This is a genomic window from Serratia sp. DD3, from assembly GCF_000496755.2.
Window position 1 is genome coordinate 33828 of record NZ_AYKS02000100.1, and the last position, 18583, is coordinate 52410.

Here is an 18583-nt window from a genome sequence, read left to right on the forward strand (position 1 = left end):
GTGACCGAAAAATAGCCTATACTCAAGCAATTCGAAGTAGAACGGGTACATACACAGCCCATTGAAGTTGCAGGTCGGTGGTAAACAAACAGACGCGGAACCCGCTACTCTGGTGAGTAGTCAAGGGCATAAACCCAGTCACCGCGCGACAGCCTGCAAGATAACGGTAAACCAATAGGCCTTAACTTTAATCAGGATACAGCGGAATTATAGTGGCACAAAGAGACTATGTAGGCCGAGGGCGCTCAGGACCCGCGCGACGCAAGGCCCCCAGCCGTAAAAGACGCAATTCCCCGGGAGTATCTAAAACCATGGTGACGCTGGCGGTTGCCCTGCTGGTTGTCTTTATCGGTGGCCTCTATTTTATTACCCATAACAAACCAGGGGATGCACCACTGATTCCTTCGCATGGGAATCACCCGGCGAATAGCCTGCCACCAAAACCGGAAGAGCGCTGGCGTTACATCAAAGAACTGGAGAATCGCCAGATTGGTGTCCAGTCACCCACCCAGCCAACCGCCGGTGGTGAAGTGAATTCCAAAACTCAAATAACCAATGAACAGCGCCAACTGCTCGAGCAAATGCAAGCTGATATGCAGCAGCGGCCAACGCAGTTGTCTGAAGTGCCTTACAATGCCCCATCCCAGGTGCGCAACACTGAACATCCGCAGTCAGCACCACAACAGTCAGCACCACAACAGTCAGCACCACAACAACAGGTAACACAGCAACCCCGTAACCCATTCAACAATGGCGATAGTGCGGTTCAGCCACAGCCTATGCAGCAGCCAAAACCAGTGGTGACGCAACCTAAGCCGGTTACCCCACCAGCTCAAACCCGACAGGTGGAACCGAAGCCACAACCGAAACCAGAAACCAAGCCACAAGAAACCGCCAAGCAGGACACCAAGCCTGAGTCGAAGCAGAAGTGGATGATACAGTGTGGCTCATTCCACGCCACTGAGCAGGCGGAATCGGTACGAGCGCAATTAGCGTTTAGCGGTGTCGAAAGTCGTATCACTGCGGGTGGTGGCTGGAACCGTGTGATGCTTGGGCCATACAGTACCCGTGCCGCAGCAGACAAAGCCCTGGCTCGTTTAAAAGGCATGGGAATGTCAGATTGTATTCCTCTTGCGGTTGGGGGTTGAAAAATGTCAACCATCCCCCATCTCTATTCGGTGGTCGTCTCCCTTTATTACCCGTGAACAGCACGGTTAACCAAGAGGTACGGCCGGGTTCATTCAACTGGTAGACAGGTGGCAACTCGGTAGTCAATGGTTCAAGACGGATTAGAATCCCACTGGTACCACAGCGGCCCCGCCACTTGAATGACAGCGAGTCTATACTCTCAATATTATTCCCCGTCGCTTCTGCTCCCACAGAGCGACGGGGGCTTTTTTCCCTCGGCAATAAGGGTTTGCTCGTGACAACAATTGTAAGTGTACGCCGCAATGGCCAGGTAGTGATCGGGGGCGATGGTCAGGCCACTCTGGGCAATACCGTGATGAAGGGTAATGTCAAAAAAGTTCGCCGCCTATATAACGATAAAGTGATTGCTGGTTTCGCTGGCGGAACGGCTGATGCCTTCACCCTGTTCGAACTGTTCGAGCGCAAGCTGGAGATGCACCAGGGCCATCTGGTGAAAGCCGCGGTTGAACTGGCAAAAGACTGGCGTACTGACCGTATGCTGCGCAAACTGGAAGCGCTGTTAGCGGTTGCAGATGAAAATGCTTCATTGATCATTACCGGTAATGGTGATGTGATTCAGCCAGAAAATGATTTGATTGCAATCGGTTCCGGTGGCCCCTATGCCCAGTCGGCTGCTCGCGCACTGTTGGAAAATACTGAATTGAACGCCCGCGAAATTGTAGAGAAATCTCTCTGTATCGCTGGAGACATCTGTATTTACACCAACCATTTCCACACTATTGAAGAATTACCTTCCAAAGCGTAAGGATCGAATAACATGTCTGAAATGACCCCGCGCGAGATCGTCAGTGAACTGGACAGTCACATTATTGGCCAGAAACAAGCCAAACGTGCTGTTGCCATTGCCCTGCGTAATCGCTGGCGCCGTATGCAACTGAATGAAATGTTGCGTCATGAAGTGACCCCGAAAAATATCCTGATGATCGGCCCAACGGGTGTCGGTAAAACCGAAATCGCCCGTCGCCTGGCCAAATTGGCTAATGCGCCGTTCCTCAAAGTAGAAGCGACCAAATTCACTGAAGTAGGCTATGTGGGTAAGGAAGTTGACTCTATCATCCGCGATCTCACCGATGCTGCGGTAAAAATGGTACGTCTGCAATCCATCGAAAAAAACCGCATTCGCGCCGAAGAACTGGCTGAAGAACGCATTCTCGATGTCCTGATCCCACCAGCGAAAAACAACTGGGGTCAGTCAGAAGAGCAAAGTGAACCCTCTGCCGCACGCCAGGTATTTCGTAAGAAACTGCGTGAAGGTCAGTTGGACGATAAAGAGATCGACATTGACCTGGCGAGCGCCCCTATCGGGGTAGAAATCATGGCGCCGCCGGGTATGGAAGAGATGACCAACCAACTGCAATCCATGTTCCAGAATCTCGGTGGGCAGAAGCAAAAACCACGCAAGCTGAAGATCAAGGATGCTTTAAAACTGTTGGTGGAAGAAGAAGCCGCCAAGTTGGTCAGCCCGGAAGAATTAAAACAGCAAGCGATAGAAGCCGTTGAGCAACATGGTATTGTCTTTATCGACGAGATCGACAAAATCTGTAAGCGCAGCGGCCAAAGCTCCGGCCCTGACGTCTCCCGTGAAGGAGTACAACGTGACCTGCTGCCACTGGTGGAAGGTTGTACCGTGTCAACCAAGCACGGTATGGTGAAAACAGACCATATTCTGTTTATTGCCTCCGGTGCATTCCAAACTGCCAGCCCTGCCGATCTGATCCCGGAATTACAAGGGCGCCTGCCGATCCGTGTGGAGTTGCAAGCGCTGACCACTGAAGATTTTGAACGCATCCTGACGGAACCGAGCGCATCGCTGACGGAACAATATAAAGCCTTAATGGCAACCGAAGGTGTCACCATTGAGTTCACCACCGATGGCATCCGCCGTATCGCTGAAGCAGCCTGGCAGGTGAACGAAAGCACCGAAAATATCGGCGCACGTCGTCTACACACGGTACTAGAGCGGTTGATGGAGGATATTTCTTTCGATGCCAGTGAAAGTAATGGCCAATCGTTTACCATTGATGCCGATTATGTGCGTAGTCACCTGGATGAACTGGTCGCGGATGAAGATCTGAGTCGTTTTATCCTGTAATCAGTTTGCTGTATTATTGCACTGCTAGTTATCTATGTGGGAGGTCTAACCTCCCATCTGTTGACTTACTGAAGTGAAAAATGAGCTTATTAACCACTACATCGGCCAAAGCCTGGCTGGAAAGTTTGCGGCCACGAACATTACCCTTGGCCTTTGCCTCCATCGTTGTTGGTTCTGCTATCGCGGCTTGGCAAGATAGTCTGAAACCGGTCGTGGCATTGTTGGCTCTACTCACCGCCGGTCTACTGCAGATACTCTCCAACCTGGCCAATGACTATGGTGATGCGATTAAGGGTAGTGATAAAGAAGACCGCATTGGTCCATTACGCGGTATGCAAAAAGGCATCATTACCCAAAGTCAGATGAAGCGAGCATTGGTGCTGACGGTAATTATGGTGGTTATTTCAGGCAGTTGGCTGATTGCCGTTGCCTGCGATACGCTGAGTGATGTAGTGGGATTCCTGATCCTGGGTGGGTTGGCGATCATTGCTGCCATTGCCTATACCGTTGGTAACAAGCCCTACGGTTATATGGGATTGGGGGATATTTCAGTATTGATATTCTTCGGCTGGCTCAGTGTGGCTGGCAGTTACTATCTGCAAACGCACACCTTCGACAGCATCGTTATGCTGCCAGCAACCGCCTGCGGACTATTAGCCACAGCGGTACTGAACATCAATAATCTACGGGATATCGAAAGCGACCGTGCCAACGGTAAAAATACCCTGGCCGTCCACCTTGGCCCACAGAAAGCACGTTACTATTATGTTTCACTACTAATGGGTGCCATGCTGTGCTTTGCTTTGTTTGCTCTGTTTAATTTGCACAGCTTATGGGGCTGGCTGTTTATATTTGCTATTCCGGCTCTATTCCGACACGGCCTACGCGTGCTACGTGACCCTACGACCACAGGTATGCGCCCACTTATGGGGCAGATAGTCAAAATCGCCTTGTTAGCCAATGTGCTATTTGCCATCGGGGTGGTTCTCAGTTAACGGGTATTCACCTGAATGCCGTGATGATTTTGCCAACAGGGCGAATAAAGGGATATACTGATTATTCCAGCGGCAAACCGACGTAAAATACGATGAAATACGATACTTCCGAACTTTGTGATATCTACCAGGAAGAGGTCAACGTAGTTGAGCCTCTGTTCTCTAATTTTGGCGGGCGTACTTCATTTGGCGGTCAAATTACTACCGTGAAATGCTTTGAGGATAACGGCCTGTTGTTTGAACTGCTCGAAGAAAATGGTCTTGGTCGTGTGTTGTTGATTGATGGTGGCGGCTCAGTACGCCGTGCATTAATCAATGCGGAATTGGCTCGTCTGGCGGTTCAGAACGCCTGGGAAGGTATCGTGGTTTATGGTGCGGTACGCCAGGTGGACGACTTATCCGAGTTGGACATTGGTATTCAAGCCATGGCCGCTATTCCTGCAGGTGCAGCCAGTGATGGCATTGGTGAGAGCGATATCCGCGTTAACTTTGGCGGTGTCACTTTCTTCTCTGGCGACCATCTCTACGCTGATAATACCGGCATCATCCTTTCTGAAGATCCGCTCGATATCGAGTAACCAACGAAGGGTGGTTAGTACCATGCTGGCCAGGTTCATTAGACTCACTCAAGTTGCTGGCAAGTGGCAACTTGAGTCATAGTGGCTATTAAACCTATCACGCCAGACCTTGCCTTCAATATCCTACTTCACCATAGCGATCTCGGTGCTCTTTCGGCGTCATGTCATAGCCTTTCTTAAATACAGAATAGAAATACTGTAGCGAAGGGTAACCGCACATTTGTGAAATTTCGTTGATTGACAACGAGGTGGCGGTGAGCAAATTGCGGGCGCGATCCAGTTTCTCTTCATGAATCACATTATGGATGGTTTGGCCGGTTTCATCTTTGAAGCGTTTTTCCAGATTAGAGCGCGACATGCCCACAGCATCCAGCACCTGTTCCACCTTGATCCCTTTGCAGGCGTGGTAACGAATATAGTGCATCGCCTGGATCACCGCCGGGTCACGCAAGGAGCGGAAATCGGTAGAACGCCGCGCGATAACCTTCACCGGTGGCACCAGGATCCGTTGCAATGGCAGTTGCCGCTGATCAAGGAGCTGATGCAATAACTTGGCAGCCCGGTAGCCCATCTGCCGGGTTCCCTGCACCACCGAAGAGAGCGCCACCCGTGAGAGGTAACGGGTCAACTCTTCGTTATCGATACCAATCACACAGAGTTTTTCTGGCACCGGTATATCCAAATGCTCACACACCTGCAGCAGGTGGCGTGCGCGTGCATCTGTCACTGCAATAATCCCGGTTTGCTGAGGCAGTGTTTGTACCCAGTCCGCCAACCGGTTCTGCGCGTATTGCCAGTTTTCAGGGGCCGTTTCCATCCCTTGATACACCACCCCTTGATACTGCTCTGCCGCCACCAACTGGCGGAAGGCATACTCACGCTCTTGTGCCCAACGTTTGCCCACGGCGACCGGCAAACCATAGAAGGCGAAGCGGTTCAACCCCTTCTCTTTCAGATGCATAAACGCCGCTTCCACCAGGGCGTAGTTATCGGTGGCAATGTAATGCACTGGCGGGTAATCCTGTTGGCGATTGTAAGACCCGCCAACACCGACAATCGGCACATTGACGTTGTGTAACGATTGCTCAATCTTCCGATCATCAAAATCAGCGATGACGCCATCCCCTAAGCAATCTTTGATATTATCGATACGGCAACGAAAATCCTCTTCGATAAAAATATCCCAGTCACTTTGTGATGCCTGCAAATACTCCCCAACCCCCTCCACTACCTGGCGGTCATACACTTTATTGGCATTGAACAGCAGAGTAATACGGTAGCGTTTCTTGAACATGGGCTTCCCTAGAAATATACCCGCTCTCTGCATGGCGCAACCTGACAAAGAGCAGGAAAAATGCCACCACAGTCGTGAAGTAGCCGCTATACCCGACGTTTAGTGGCCGAATCCATCCAGACCGCCAGTAACAGAATTGCCCCCTTGACGATGTACTGCCAGAACGTCGGTACATCCAGCATACTCATACCATTATCGAGGGAAGCCATAATAAATGCCCCCATCACCGCACCGGCCACACTGCCGACGCCCCCGGCCAAGCTGGTTCCCCCGATCACGCAGGCGGCGATGGCGTCCAATTCGGCAATGTTGCCCGCAGAAGGGGAGCCTGCCCCTAAACGTGAACTGAGGATCAACCCAGCAATCGCCACCATCAGGCCATTAATCGCAAATACGGCCAGTTTGGTGCGCTCTACGTTAACACCAGAAAGCCGCGCCGCATCAATATTGCCGCCGATGGCATAAATCCGCCGGCCAAAAGCAGTACGCGTTGCCATAAAAATCCCCGCCAGCATCAGAGCCACCAGGATCAGCACTGGCGTTGGCACACCGCGGTAATCATTTAGCAGATAGATAGCCCCTAGCACCAATACAGCCATGATGCTCTGCCGAGTCACATCGCCATTGACGGTGGTGACAGGTAAACCCAACTGTGCGCGTTTACTGCGCCGCCGCCACTGCCAGGTAACAAACAGCATCAACCCGACAGCACCGATACCAAACCCTACCCCATTGGGTAAATAGCTCTGACCAATCTGCGACATGGCATTGCTGGTGGGGGAGACCGTGGTGCCATTGGTAATCCCAATCAGGATGCCCCGAAAAGCCAGCATCCCCGCCAGCGTGACAATAAACGACGGTACCTTGCGATAGGCCACCCACCAGCCATTCCAGGCCCCCAGCAGCACCCCAGCCAACAGCGTAACCACAATGGTCAATGGCAATGGCCAACCAAACCAAACGTCGAATATCGCCGCCGCCCCGCCCAATAGCCCCATCATTGAACCCACGGAAAGGTCAATCTCTGCCGAAATAATCACAAATACCATGCCCACCGCCAGAATGCCGGTGATCGCCGTCTGGCGTAGCAAGTTAGAGATATTACGGGCACTGAGATAGGCCCCTTCGGTGGTAAAGGTAAAAAACAACATGATGACGACCATCGCCGCCAACATCACGAACACTTGCAGATTGACGCTTTTTAGCCCCAGCAAAGGCTTTTTCTGCACCCTATTTTCCTGCACCATCGGCGGTAAACTTGCTTCAGATTGCGTGCTTTTCGACATGTGTTTCACTCCTCAAGGCCGCTTCCATGACTTGTTCCTGGGTCAGATTTCGGTTCACCAAATCGGCTTTGATCTGCCCTTGGTGCATCACCAGCACCCGATCGCTTAATCCCAATACTTCCGGTAATTCGGAAGAAACCACAATCACGGCAATCCCTTGTTGTACCAGTTGATTGATTAACTTATAAATTTCCTGCTTGGCACCAATATCAATGCCACGCGTCGGCTCATCCAAAATGAGGATTTTCGGGTTCAGCAACAGGCACTTCGCCAAAATCGCTTTTTGCTGATTGCCCCCGCTCAACCGGGCAATGGCCAATTCCGGGGAGGAAGTTTTTACCCGTAATCGTGCTAATGATTGCTGAATGGTGGCCTGTTCCTGCGCATCATCGAGCACCGTCAAGGCCCCGCTAAAATCATCCAGTGCCGCCAATGTCATATTGGCTCCCACCCCCATCACCGGCACAATGCCATCACGTTTGCGATCTTCCGGCACCATCGCGATGCCATAGCCCATCGCCTGACGGCAGTGATTAATGGTCGCCACTTGCCCCTCAATGGTGATGCTGCCCTGCCAACGCCCCGGGTAAACACCAAACAGACACTGCATGGTTTCAGTACGCCCAGACCCCACCAACCCGGCCACACCGAGGATCTCACCACGCCGCAGAGTGAAGGACACATTGTCTACCCGGCGAATATGTCGGTTAACCGGATGCCAGGCGGTCAGGTTTTCCACCTGCAGGACCACCTCACCAATGGTATGGGGCTCCTGTGGATAGAGTTCGGTCAGCTCACGGCCCACCATCATGGCAATGATCTCGTCTTCACTCATTCCAACCGCTTGCCGAGTACCGATATGCTTACCATCCCGGATCACACAGATAGCGTCGGAGATGGCTTTCACTTCGTTAAGTTTGTGTGAGATATAAATGCAGGCAATACCGTGATCACGCAGGTCGGCAATGATCGTCAGCAATGTGGCGGTTTCACTTTCGGTTAATGACGCGGTGGGTTCATCCAGCACCAGCAAACGCACCTGTTTGTTCAAGGCTTTGGCAATCTCCACCAGTTGCTGCTGCCCTAACCCCAGCTCACCCACCCGGGTATTGGGATCAACCTCCAGCTTGACCTGTGCCAACATACGTTGACAACGCAGATACATCCCGTCGTAATCCATCAACCCAAAACGGCCCCACTCGTTACCGAGAAACATGTTCTCCAACACCGTCATCTGTTTCACCAAGGCCAACTCCTGGTGAATGATGGCAATCCCTTTCTGCTCGGTGTCACGAATGGTTTTCGCGGTGATAAGGTCGCCGGAAAAATAAATGTCCCCTTGATAACTGCCGTGCGGATATATTCCGCACAGCACTTTCATCAACGTTGATTTTCCTGAGCCATTTTCACCACATAAAGATAATACCTGACCTGCCTCTAATTGCAGGCTGATATTATCTACCGCTTTCACTGCACCGAATTGTTTAGTGATATTTCTCATTTCTAACAGGCAGGGCATTATTTACTCCCCCCACGACGAGTTTGCCAGGAACTAATTAATATCGGATTTCTTATGAAAGCCATCGGCAATAATAGTGCTGTCAATATTAGATTTATCCACCTGAACCGGTGTTAATAACCAGGCTGGGACCTCTTTATTGCCATTATTTAATTGGGCGTTGGATTTAGGTTGTTCCCCTTTACCCAGTTGTACCGCGATATCTGCCGCCTCATTCGCCAATTTGCTGATCGGTTTATACACCGTCATCGTTTGTGTGCCTGCCACAATACGTTTTACCGCCGCCAAATCAGCATCCTGACCAGAAATAGCCACCTTACCTGCCAACCCTTGTGCAGCCAGAGCCTGAATAGCACCACCAGCCGTCGCATCGTTAGAAGCAACCACCGCATCAATATGATTGTTGTTGGCGGTCAGGGCGTTTTCCATAATCTTCAGCGCATTTTCTGGCAGCCAGCCGTCGGCCCACTGATCACCGACAATTTTGATTTTCCCACTGTCGATTAAAGGTTGTAGTACCGTCATTTGCCCCTTGCGGAACAGCTTGGCGTTATTATCTACCGGCGAACCGCCCATCAGGAAATAGTTACCCTGCGGTACCCGTTGCACCAGACTTTGAGCCTGCATCTCGCCCACTTTTTCATTATCGAACGAGATATAAAAATCGATATCCGCGTTGTTAATCATGCGGTCATAAGCCAGAACCTTGATCCCTTCACGCTTTGCCTCACTGATCACATTACTCAACACCTGGCCGTTATAAGGAATAATCACCAGTACATCGACACCACGGTTGATCATATTTTCGATCTGCGCCATCTGGGTCTCTTCATTGCCATTGGCAGATTGGACAAATACATTCGCCCCCAGCGACTCGGCTTTTTTTACAAAAATATCGCGATCTTTTTGCCAGCGCTCTAAACGTAGATCATCAATGGACATACCGATTTTAATCTCTTTGCTGTATCCCGTTTGGCTGGCTAACAGCAGAAGTGTACAAGCAGAAAGAAGAAGTGATTTGAATTTCATCTTATAACCCTTTAGTTGTGTAGGGAAATAGTGTTCCGCTCACTTTCAGACAACATAAATTGAAAGGAAACGGGATAAATTACGAAACTTCCCATGGATTGTTATCACTTATGGTGTATTCAGCAATTACAGATTTTTATCGGCCAATTATGATTTTTGGTTTAATGTTAAATTTATGATAGCGATCATGTTTTATACTCATGCAAACTACAAGCCGTCAGTGACAAACCCATCGAGCTCTATGCGGTGAAATAACGAGGCAGCCAGCCCCAAGGGTTAATAGCATCAATTGAAGCAATAATGAGATCCGGCGCACATTTAATAATTCTGTGAATTTAAGTGTGAAATAACGTAATTGAGCATTGCATTAATTACTCTGAAGATTAACGCATCCCGCCCCTTTTACACCGGGCATTGTTAGCGAGGAGTCACTCATGCAATCCTATTTTGATCAGCTTGAACAAGTTCGTTACGAAGGTACCAATAGCACCAATCCATTAGCATTCCGCCACTACAACCCCGACGAAATCATCTTGGGTAAACGCATGGCTGACCATCTGCGATTTGCCGCTTGCTACTGGCATACTTTCTGCTGGAATGGTGTAGACATGTTTGGTAAAGGAACTTTTGATCGCCCTTGGCAGCAATCCGGGGAGGCCTTGGCGCTAGCCAAACGCAAAGCTGATGTCGCTTTTGAGTTTTTCCATAAGCTGAATGTGCCTTACTACTGCTTCCATGATATCGACGTTTCACCTGAAGGGGCGACACTGAAAGAGTACCTGAACAACTTTGCCATTATGACCGACGTGTTGGCGGAGAAACAGCAAAGTAGTGGGGTGAAACTCCTCTGGGGCACCGCTAACTGCTTCACCCATCCGCGCTACGGTGCAGGTGCCGCGACCAATCCAGACCCTGAAGTCTTCAGTTGGGCGGCGACCCAGGTATTCACCGCCATGAACGCCACTCAGCGTTTGGGGGGGGAAAACTATGTGCTGTGGGGAGGACGTGAAGGCTATGAAACATTGCTCAATACCGATCTGCGCCAGGAGCGTGAACAGATTGGCCGCTTTATGCAGATGGTGGTTGAGCATAAGCATAAAATTGGCTTCCAAGGCACACTGCTGATCGAACCTAAACCCCAGGAACCAACCAAGCATCAATATGATTATGATGTCGCTACCGTCTACGGCTTCCTCAAGCAGTTCGGTTTGGAAAAAGAGATCAAAGTGAACATTGAAGCCAACCACGCCACGCTGGCAGGTCACTCTTTCCACCACGAAATAGCAACTGCCATCGCATTGGGGATTTTTGGCTCGGTGGATGCCAACCGTGGCGACGCACAACTGGGTTGGGACACCGACCAGTTCCCAAATAGCGTAGAAGAGAACGCGCTGGTGATGTTTGAAATCCTCAAAGCGGGCGGCTTTACCACCGGGGGACTCAACTTTGATGCCAAAGTACGCCGTCAAAGCACCGATAAATATGACCTGTTCTATGGTCATATTGGGGCAATGGATACCATGGCACTGGCATTGAAGGTAGCAGCCCGGATGATCGAAGACGGCAAGCTACACCAGTTGGTGGCAAAACGTTATGCGGGTTGGAATGGCGAATTGGGCCAGCAAATCCTGCAAGGTAAGTTGTCACTTGCTGAGTTGGCACAGTACGCTGAACAACAGACCTTGGCCCCCCAGCATGCCAGTGGGCAGCAGGAAAAACTGGAGAACCTGGTGAACCGTTACTTGTTCGGCTAATTCACTGTTGCGCGGTGGCCTCAATCGCCTCGCCTTAAAGGACTTGTGCTTATGTATATTGGTATCGATCTCGGCACTTCCGGCGTAAAAATCATCCTGCTCGGGGAACAAGGCCAGTTGCTGGCCAGCCATAGTGAACCCTTACCTATTTCACGCCCTCACCCCTTATGGTCTGAACAATCCCCTGAAGATTGGTGGCAGGCCACTGACCGCGCCATGCTGGCATTAGGCAAGCAACATAATCTGCAAGCAGTTAAAGCCATTGGCCTGACCGGCCAAATGCATGGCGCCACCTTATTAGATAAGCAACAACAGGTACTGCGTCCGGCGATCCTGTGGAACGATGGCCGTAGCTTTACCCAATGCCAAACTCTGGAGCAAGCGGTTCCTAATTCGCGCGACATTACCGGTAATTTGATGATGCCGGGGTTTACCGCTCCAAAGCTCCTATGGGTAAAAGAAAACGAGCCACAACTCTTCAACCAAATCGACAAGGTGTTATTGCCGAAAGACTATCTGCGTTGGTGCATCACTGGCGAGTTTGCCAGCGATATGTCCGATGCGGCTGGCACCCTGTGGTTGAACGTCGCCCAACGTGACTGGGACGATACGCTGCTCAATGCCTGTGGGTTAACCCGCAGACAAATGCCCATACTGTTTGAAGGTAACCAGATCACTGGCCGGGTACATTGCCAACTGGCTCAGCGTTGGGGCATACCATCGGTACCAGTGGTAGCGGGTGGCGGTGACAATGCGGCAGGTGCTGTGGGTGTCGGTTTATATCAAGCCGGGCAAGCCATGTTGTCACTGGGAACCTCTGGGGTTTATTTTGCCGTTAGTGACGGTTTTCTCAGTAACCCAGCGCGCGCAGTACACAGTTTTTGTCATGCCTTACCGCAAACCTGGCATCTGATGTCAGTGATACTCAGCGCCGCCGCTTGTCTGGATTGGGCTTGCCAGCTCACCAATGTGGACAGTGTCGCCACTTTACTACGCAACGTTGAGCAGGCGACACCAGCGGCCGCGCCACTGTGGTTCTTGCCCTATCTGTCCGGTGAACGTACCCCACATAACAACCCCAATGCCAAAGGTGCCTTCTGGGGGTTGACTCACCAACATGGCCCCAATGACTTGGCGCGTGCGGTGCTGGAAGGGGTGGGATTTGCCCTGGCTGACGGTATGGACGTGCTGCATGCCAGTGGTCTGCAGCCTTCATCAATTACCTTGATTGGTGGTGGGGCACGTAGCCCATTCTGGCGGCAGATGCTGGCGGATATCAGCGGTCAACAGTTGGAATACCGTACCGGGGGGGATGTCGGCCCAGCGTTAGGGGCCGCTCGCCTGGCCCAGATTGCCCTCAACCCCGAGCAGCCATTAAGCGCACTATTACCGCAATTACCACTGGAGCAGGTACATAAACCCAATGCAGAGCGACACCAGTACTATACCGAGCAACGGGCTACCTTCCGTGAGTTGTATCGCTGCCTGCAACCGCTAATGTAATCTCTTACCGCTAAAACCCTTGGCGTTGTCACCACAACGCCAAGTTATTAACCTATCCGTCCGTTCCTGGCACATCACAATTGCGTTTCTATATTTTAATAACATATTGATTTTTATGTTAATTTCTTATTTTATTGATTTAAACTTACTGACTTTCTATAGTGAGCTCTGCTTTTCATGTGTTGTTTTTCCCATCGCCAACCGTTTCTCTTTGTTTTAGAAGGCATACCATGCTGACCACTTTGCGCTACACACTCACCACCGGCCTTGTTTTACTGTGTCTGAATACCCCGGCGTTAGCCAATTATGACGAAGGGGCTGCCGCGTACAGTAGAGACGATTACAGCGAAGCATTGAAACAATGGTCGCCTTTAGCACAACAAGGCGATGCCAGAGCCCAATACCAGCTAGGTTTCATGTATAGCAATGCTCTGGGGGTAGAGCAAAATCTTGCGCAAGCGGCGAAGTGGTTTCGTAAAGCCGCAGAACAAGGGGATGTGAATGCTCAGTTTGAACTAGGCCAAGCATATGCAGGTGGCCAAGGTGTGGAAAAAGATAGTCAGCAAGCCATAGCTTGGTTGCGCAAAGCAGCGGAACAAGGGCATACCGAGGCCCAAAACTCACTGGGTAATATCTACTTGTTAGCGGGAGATTATACCCAAGGCCTCACTTGGTATCAAAAAGCAGCAGAGCAAGGGGATGTGCTTGCCCAAGGCAAGCTAGCTGACCTGTACAAGGTCGGTCAAGGGGTGGCAAAAGATCCCGCGCAAGCCATCCTGTGGTATCGCAAGGCTGCAGAGCAGAACGATAGAGTGGCTCAGTTCGAGCTGGGTCTGATGTACCAAACCGGCCAAGGTGTCGCAAAGAATGATGCGTTGGCGCTAGAGTGGCTGCGCAAAGCCGCTGACCAGGATTTAATGGATGCTCAGTACCAATTGGGCATCACTTACCTACAAGGCGTGAATGGCGTAAAAGATTATACTCAAGCCGCGCAGTGGTTTGAAAAAGCCGCCAACCATGGGTCGGGGGATGCGCAATACCAGCGCGGTATGATGTACTTACAAGGGCTGGGGGGAGAACAAGATGAGGGCAAGGCGTTGGTGTGGTTTAACATGGCCGCAGAATCATTAAATGTGGATGCTTACCTGCAACTCGCTTACCTATACGAACGTGGTAATGCCTTAGAATATGACTGCGAAGAATGCGACCTCATCGAACAAATAGAACAAGATGATAAAACCTCCTTAGCGTGGTTGCGCAAGGCAGAGGAGAGGGGTAATGCTGAGGCCCAACTACAACTCGGCTACCGATATGAAAGAGGCCAGGGGGTAAAAAAAGATCATCAATGGGCCATAACGTTGTTTCGTGCCGCGGCGGAAAAAGGTAATGCAGAAGCGAAACAGCAGCTTGAATATGAAGCCCAAGGCATCGGAGAGGAAAAAGCACAAGCGGCAGCCTGGTTTATGAAAGCAGCAGAAGAGGGCGATGTCTACAATCAAACTAAACTCGCCTATCGCTACCAACAAGGCCTAGGCGTACCACAAAGTGATACACAAGCTGTCATCTGGTTCCATAAAGCCGCAGAACTTGGTGTTGTTGAGGCCCAATATCGGTTAGGTTACCACTACTACCAAGGCCTAGGGGTAAAACAGGATAAAGCCCAAGCGGCGGTATGGTTTCGTAAAGCCGCAGAGCAGGATTATATCGACGCTCAAGTGAAGCTTGCCAATATGTATCGTCATGGTGATGGTGTGCCAGAAGACAATAAGCAAGGTTTTATATGGACTCAACGGGCCGCAGAACAGGGCGATGGCGATTCTCAATATGATTTGGCGTTCATGTACCTGGAAGGTAACGGGGTCGAAAAAAAGGAAGTGGAAGCAGCCAAATGGTTCCTTGCTGCCGCCGAGCAAGAGGACCCTTCCCCCTATGCTCAATATCAACTGGGAATTATGTACCGTGATGGCGTGGGTGTAAACCAAGATAAAGAACAGGCCCTTTTTTGGTTGCGGGCGGCTGCGGCCATTGAAGCCCCTAATGACCAGGCCGCAGAGGCCTTGAAAGCGCTGGAAAGTGATTCACCGAGCGCTAAAAAAAAAGCGAAGGGTCAGCAGTAACTGACAAAATCCGCATCACAACGCCTTAAACAATTATTGCCAAGGTGAATAATTGGCGGCAGAATAGCCGCCATAACTCGCTCTGATGGCTTATCCTTGCCTTGGCAGTTCCTAATTTCCCCTTGTTGTCAGTAAAATAAAAATGAAAAAGTCATTACCTTCTGCGGTGCGTCTTGGCCGACAGGCGCTGTTATTCCCACTCTGTCTGGTGCTGTTCGAATTCACCACCTATATTGCCAACGATATGATCCAACCGGGCATGTTGACGGTAGTTGCCGAGCTCAATGCCAGTGCTGAGTGGGTTCCCACGTCAATGACCGCTTATCTGGCTGGGGGTATTTTCCTGCAGTGGCTGCTTGGCCCGCTATCGGATCGCCGTGGTCGCCGCCCGGTAATGTTGGCTGGGATAGCGTTCTTTATCGTTGCCTGCCTGGCTATTTTGCTGGTCACCAACATCGAGCAGTTTCTTATTATGCGCTTCCTGCAAGGGATTGGGCTGTGCTTTATTGGTGCCGTCGGCTATGCCGCCATTCAGGAGTCATTTGAAGAGTCGGTCTGTATCAAAATCACCGCGCTAATGGCCAATGTGGCCTTGATAGCCCCGTTACTTGGGCCGTTAGCCGGTGCAGCATGGATCGATATCGCCCCTTGGCAAAGCATGTTTGTGCTCTTTGCCATCTTGGCGGCCATTGCCTTTGTTGGCTTGTGGAAAGCCATGCCGGAAACCGCCACCCTACTGGGAGAACGCTTTTCTGCCGCCAACCTGTGGCGCGATTATCGCCAAATCCTGGCGAATCGCCGTTTTCTCTGCGGTTCACTGGCGATTGGTTTTGCCAGTTTGCCGCTGTTGACCTGGATTGCGCAGTCGCCAGTGATCCTGATCAGTGGTGAGTCGCTTTCCACCTTAAATTATGCGCTATTACAGATCCCGATATTCGGCGCGCTGATCCTCGGTAACCTGACCCTGGCACGGTTGGCAGGCAAATACAGTATTGAACAGCCAATTAAACTCGGTGCTTGGCCGATGTTATTAGGGTTGTTGATTGCCGCATCAGCGACACTGTTTTCTGCTCATAGCTATCTCTGGATGACCGCCGGACTGAGCTTTTATGCATACGGTATTGGCCTGGCTAATGCCGGATTATACCGCCTGACGCTCTTCTCCAGCGATATCAGTAAAGGGTCGGTGTCCGCCGCGATGGGGATGTTGAGTATGGCGATATTCACCATCGGCATCGAACTGGCTAAATTCGCTTATGTCTGGGGAGGGAACGGGCTATTTAACCTGTTTAATCTGCTCAGCGGTTTGTGCTGGTTGCTGCTGGTTGTGCTGTTCCTCAAGAAACACCATGGGAGTAATACCGCTGTCTAAGCGAACACAGGGGCACGCGGTGCCCCTGTGTTCGAGATTAAAACAGACCGAGTGGTTTTTCCGAGTAACTCACTAGCAGACATTTGGTCTGCTGATAGTGTTCCAACATCATCTTGTGGGTTTCACGGCCAATTCCTGACTGTTTATACCCCCCAAACGCCGCATGGGCCGGATAGGCGTGATAACAGTTAGTCCAGACACGCCCGGCCTGGATATTGCGCCCCATATGGTAGGCAATATTACCATTACGGCTCCATACCCCAGCCCCCAGGCCGTAGTCAGTATCGTTTGCCAGCGCCAGCGCTTCATCCATATCCTTAAACGTGGTCACGGCCAATACCGGGCCAAAAATCTCCTCCTGGAATACCCGCATACTGTTTTTGCCGAACAAAATCGTTGGCTCCAGGTAATAGCCGGCACCCAGCCCGCCATCCAGTACTTTACGGCGGCCACCGGTTAGCACCTTCGCCCCCTCTTGTTTGCCAATATCAATATAATTAAGGATGGTCTTCATCTGCCCTTCAGAGACTTGCGCCCCCATCTGAGTAGCGGCATCCAGCGGATTACCGGTACGGATGCTCTCTACGCGTTTGATCGCCCGCTCCATAAAGCGCTCATAGATCGACTCCTGCACCAAAGCACGGCTCGGGCAAGTACAAACCTCCCCCTGATTGAAGGCAAACAGCGCGAATCCTTCCAGCGCCTTATCAAAATAGGCATCTTCTTTATCCATCACGTCGGCAAAGAAAATGTTAGGGGATTTGCCCCCCAGCTCTAACGTCACGGGGATGATATTCTGGGTCGCATAGCCCATAATTTGGCGCCCCACCTCCGTGGAACCGGTAAAGGCGACTTTGGCGATACGTTTAGAGGTTGCCAGATACTCGCCGATCTCGCCTCCGGCCCCATTAACCACGTTGATCACGCCCGGCGGTAAAATATCCTGAATCAGTTCCATTAACACCAGCACCGACAGTGGGGTCAGTTTGGCCGGTTTAAGCACAATGCAGTTACCTGCCGCCAACGCCGGGGCCATCTTCCAACAAGCCATCAGCAGCGGGAAGTTCCAAGGGATAATTTGCGCCACTACCCCAAGTGGCTCATGGAAATGGTACGCGACCGTTTCAGAATCTATCTCACTGATGCCGCCCTCCTGCGCACGCACACAGGCAGCAAAATAGCGGAAATGGTCAATCGCCAGCGGCACATCGGCATTCTCGGTTTCGCGAATCGGTTTTCCGTTGTCCCAGGTTTCTGCGGTGGCCAGCAAATGGAGGTTCTGCTCCATACGGTCAGCCACCCGGTTGAGTAAATTAGCGCGCCCCTGTACCGACATTTTGCCCCAGGCTGCTTTGGCATCGTGAGCCGCATCCAGTGCCAGTTCAATATCTTGCGCAGAAGAGCTTGCCACCTCACACAATGGCTGCCCGGTGACCGGTGTCAGGTTGGTGTAATACTCCCCCTGCACGGGTGCTACCCAGGCCCCCCCGATAAAGTTGTCATAACGTTTTTTTAATTTCAGCGGGGAACCGGTATTTTCAGGTGTGATGTGACTTGTCTTCGTGGTATCTGCCATTTCTATCTCCTTAATACGCAGCAATGACCTTACCGCCCACAGACAGTAAGCTCGTTCACGGCCAATTGACCGCTAATTGAATGTGCATACCCAAGTTCATTCCGGTTGCAGGCAGTAAAGGTACCGATACCCTGCAACCTGGATGACGAAGGGAAATATAAAAAGCAGAATTTGGGAGAAGATCTCTATCTTAAGGATAGGTGAAGAGCACCGAGCATGACGAAATTAGCATCAAAGGCGCGAAGAAGGTCACAGTTTA

The 18583-nt window shown here is 51.1% G+C and carries 14 protein-coding genes; 9 read left to right on the forward strand and 5 right to left on the reverse strand.

Annotated features, from left to right (window positions below; all coding sequences use genetic code 11):
• The first annotated feature begins 212 nt into the window (after positions 1-212).
• From ftsN to rraA, 5 genes are all read left to right on the forward strand, one after another.
• Positions 213-1148 carry a cell division protein FtsN gene (gene ftsN / locus IO95_RS19435; RefSeq protein ID WP_037386744.1) on the forward strand — a complete coding sequence of 312 codons (936 nt, stop codon included), beginning with the start codon at positions 213-215 and terminating at the stop codon, positions 1146-1148.
• A 275-nt stretch (positions 1149-1423) separates the two neighbouring features.
• Entirely contained in the window at positions 1424-1954 is a 531-nt protein-coding gene (gene hslV / locus IO95_RS19440) for an ATP-dependent protease subunit HslV (RefSeq protein WP_023490845.1), read from the forward strand.
• Positions 1955-1966: 12 nt separating this feature from the next.
• The gene (gene hslU / locus IO95_RS19445) at positions 1967-3301 is read left to right on the forward strand and encodes an HslU--HslV peptidase ATPase subunit (protein WP_023490844.1); all 1335 of its coding nucleotides are present in this window, start codon (positions 1967-1969) and stop codon (positions 3299-3301) included.
• 80 nt (positions 3302-3381) lie between these two features.
• Positions 3382-4296: a 1,4-dihydroxy-2-naphthoate polyprenyltransferase gene (locus IO95_RS19450; protein WP_023490843.1), complete on the forward strand. Its 915-nt coding sequence runs from the start codon at positions 3382-3384 to the stop codon at positions 4294-4296.
• Between the two features lie 92 nt (positions 4297-4388).
• Positions 4389-4874: a ribonuclease E activity regulator RraA gene (rraA, locus tag IO95_RS19455; protein ID WP_023490842.1), complete on the forward strand. Its 486-nt coding sequence runs from the start codon at positions 4389-4391 to the stop codon at positions 4872-4874.
• Positions 4875-4989: 115 nt separating this feature from the next.
• Here the strand turns inward: rraA and xylR are convergent, their stop codons facing one another.
• The 4 genes from xylR to xylF form a co-directional block, all read right to left on the reverse strand.
• Positions 4990-6168 (reverse strand): D-xylose utilization transcriptional activator XylR, encoded by a 1179-nt coding sequence (gene xylR / locus IO95_RS19460; RefSeq protein ID WP_037386748.1) that lies wholly within the window; start codon positions 6166-6168, stop codon positions 4990-4992.
• 86 nt (positions 6169-6254) lie between these two features.
• Positions 6255-7454, reverse strand: a complete 1200-nt coding sequence (xylH, locus tag IO95_RS19465) for a xylose ABC transporter permease XylH (protein WP_023490840.1) — start codon at positions 7452-7454, stop codon at positions 6255-6257.
• Complete coding sequence (locus IO95_RS19470; protein ID WP_023490839.1) at positions 7432-8973, reverse strand: xylose ABC transporter ATP-binding protein; 1542 nt, start codon at positions 8971-8973, stop codon at positions 7432-7434. The genes xylH and IO95_RS19470 overlap by 23 nt, the downstream gene beginning before the upstream one ends.
• A gap of 33 nt (positions 8974-9006) precedes the next feature.
• Complete coding sequence (gene xylF, locus IO95_RS19475) at positions 9007-10002, reverse strand: D-xylose ABC transporter substrate-binding protein (RefSeq protein ID WP_023490838.1); 996 nt, start codon at positions 10000-10002, stop codon at positions 9007-9009.
• A 434-nt stretch (positions 10003-10436) separates the two neighbouring features.
• Between xylF and xylA the strand changes: the two genes are divergently transcribed.
• From xylA to IO95_RS19495, 4 genes are all read left to right on the forward strand, one after another.
• Positions 10437-11756: a xylose isomerase gene (gene xylA / locus IO95_RS19480; RefSeq protein ID WP_023489564.1), complete on the forward strand. Its 1320-nt coding sequence runs from the start codon at positions 10437-10439 to the stop codon at positions 11754-11756.
• A gap of 51 nt (positions 11757-11807) precedes the next feature.
• On the forward strand, positions 11808-13259 hold the full coding sequence (xylB, locus tag IO95_RS19485; protein WP_023489565.1) for a xylulokinase: 1452 nt from the start codon (positions 11808-11810) through the stop codon (positions 13257-13259).
• Positions 13260-13489: 230 nt separating this feature from the next.
• Positions 13490-15376 (forward strand): SEL1-like repeat protein, encoded by a 1887-nt coding sequence (locus IO95_RS19490; RefSeq protein WP_023489566.1) that lies wholly within the window; start codon positions 13490-13492, stop codon positions 15374-15376.
• A 142-nt stretch (positions 15377-15518) separates the two neighbouring features.
• On the forward strand, positions 15519-16748 hold the full coding sequence (locus IO95_RS19495) for an MFS transporter (protein ID WP_023489567.1): 1230 nt from the start codon (positions 15519-15521) through the stop codon (positions 16746-16748).
• Between the two features lie 37 nt (positions 16749-16785).
• On the opposite strand, the gene IO95_RS19500 is transcribed toward IO95_RS19495, so the two are convergent.
• The gene (locus tag IO95_RS19500; RefSeq protein ID WP_023489568.1) at positions 16786-18324 is read right to left on the reverse strand and encodes an aldehyde dehydrogenase family protein; all 1539 of its coding nucleotides are present in this window, start codon (positions 18322-18324) and stop codon (positions 16786-16788) included.
• Positions 18325-18583: the final 259 nt, after the last annotated feature.

Bases quoted from the DNA above. Each gene is read 5' to 3' on its own strand.
- hslU (WP_023490844.1), top strand. From the start codon at position 1,967: ATGTCTGAAATGACCCCGCGCGAGATCGTCAGTGAACTGGACAGTCAC.
- IO95_RS19450 (WP_023490843.1), top strand. From the start codon at position 3,382: ATGAGCTTATTAACCACTACATCGGCCAAAGCCTGGCTGGAAAGTTTG.
- rraA (WP_023490842.1), top strand. From the start codon at position 4,389: ATGAAATACGATACTTCCGAACTTTGTGATATCTACCAGGAAGAGGTC.
- xylR (WP_037386748.1), bottom strand. From the start codon at position 6,168: ATGTTCAAGAAACGCTACCGTATTACTCTGCTGTTCAATGCCAATAAA.
- xylH (WP_023490840.1), bottom strand. From the start codon at position 7,454: ATGTCGAAAAGCACGCAATCTGAAGCAAGTTTACCGCCGATGGTGCAG.
- IO95_RS19470 (WP_023490839.1), bottom strand. From the start codon at position 8,973: ATGCCCTGCCTGTTAGAAATGAGAAATATCACTAAACAATTCGGTGCA.
- xylF (WP_023490838.1), bottom strand. From the start codon at position 10,002: ATGAAATTCAAATCACTTCTTCTTTCTGCTTGTACACTTCTGCTGTTA.
- xylA (WP_023489564.1), top strand. From the start codon at position 10,437: ATGCAATCCTATTTTGATCAGCTTGAACAAGTTCGTTACGAAGGTACC.
- xylB (WP_023489565.1), top strand. From the start codon at position 11,808: ATGTATATTGGTATCGATCTCGGCACTTCCGGCGTAAAAATCATCCTG.
- IO95_RS19490 (WP_023489566.1), top strand. From the start codon at position 13,490: ATGCTGACCACTTTGCGCTACACACTCACCACCGGCCTTGTTTTACTG.
- IO95_RS19495 (WP_023489567.1), top strand. From the start codon at position 15,519: ATGAAAAAGTCATTACCTTCTGCGGTGCGTCTTGGCCGACAGGCGCTG.
- IO95_RS19500 (WP_023489568.1), bottom strand. From the start codon at position 18,324: ATGGCAGATACCACGAAGACAAGTCACATCACACCTGAAAATACCGGT.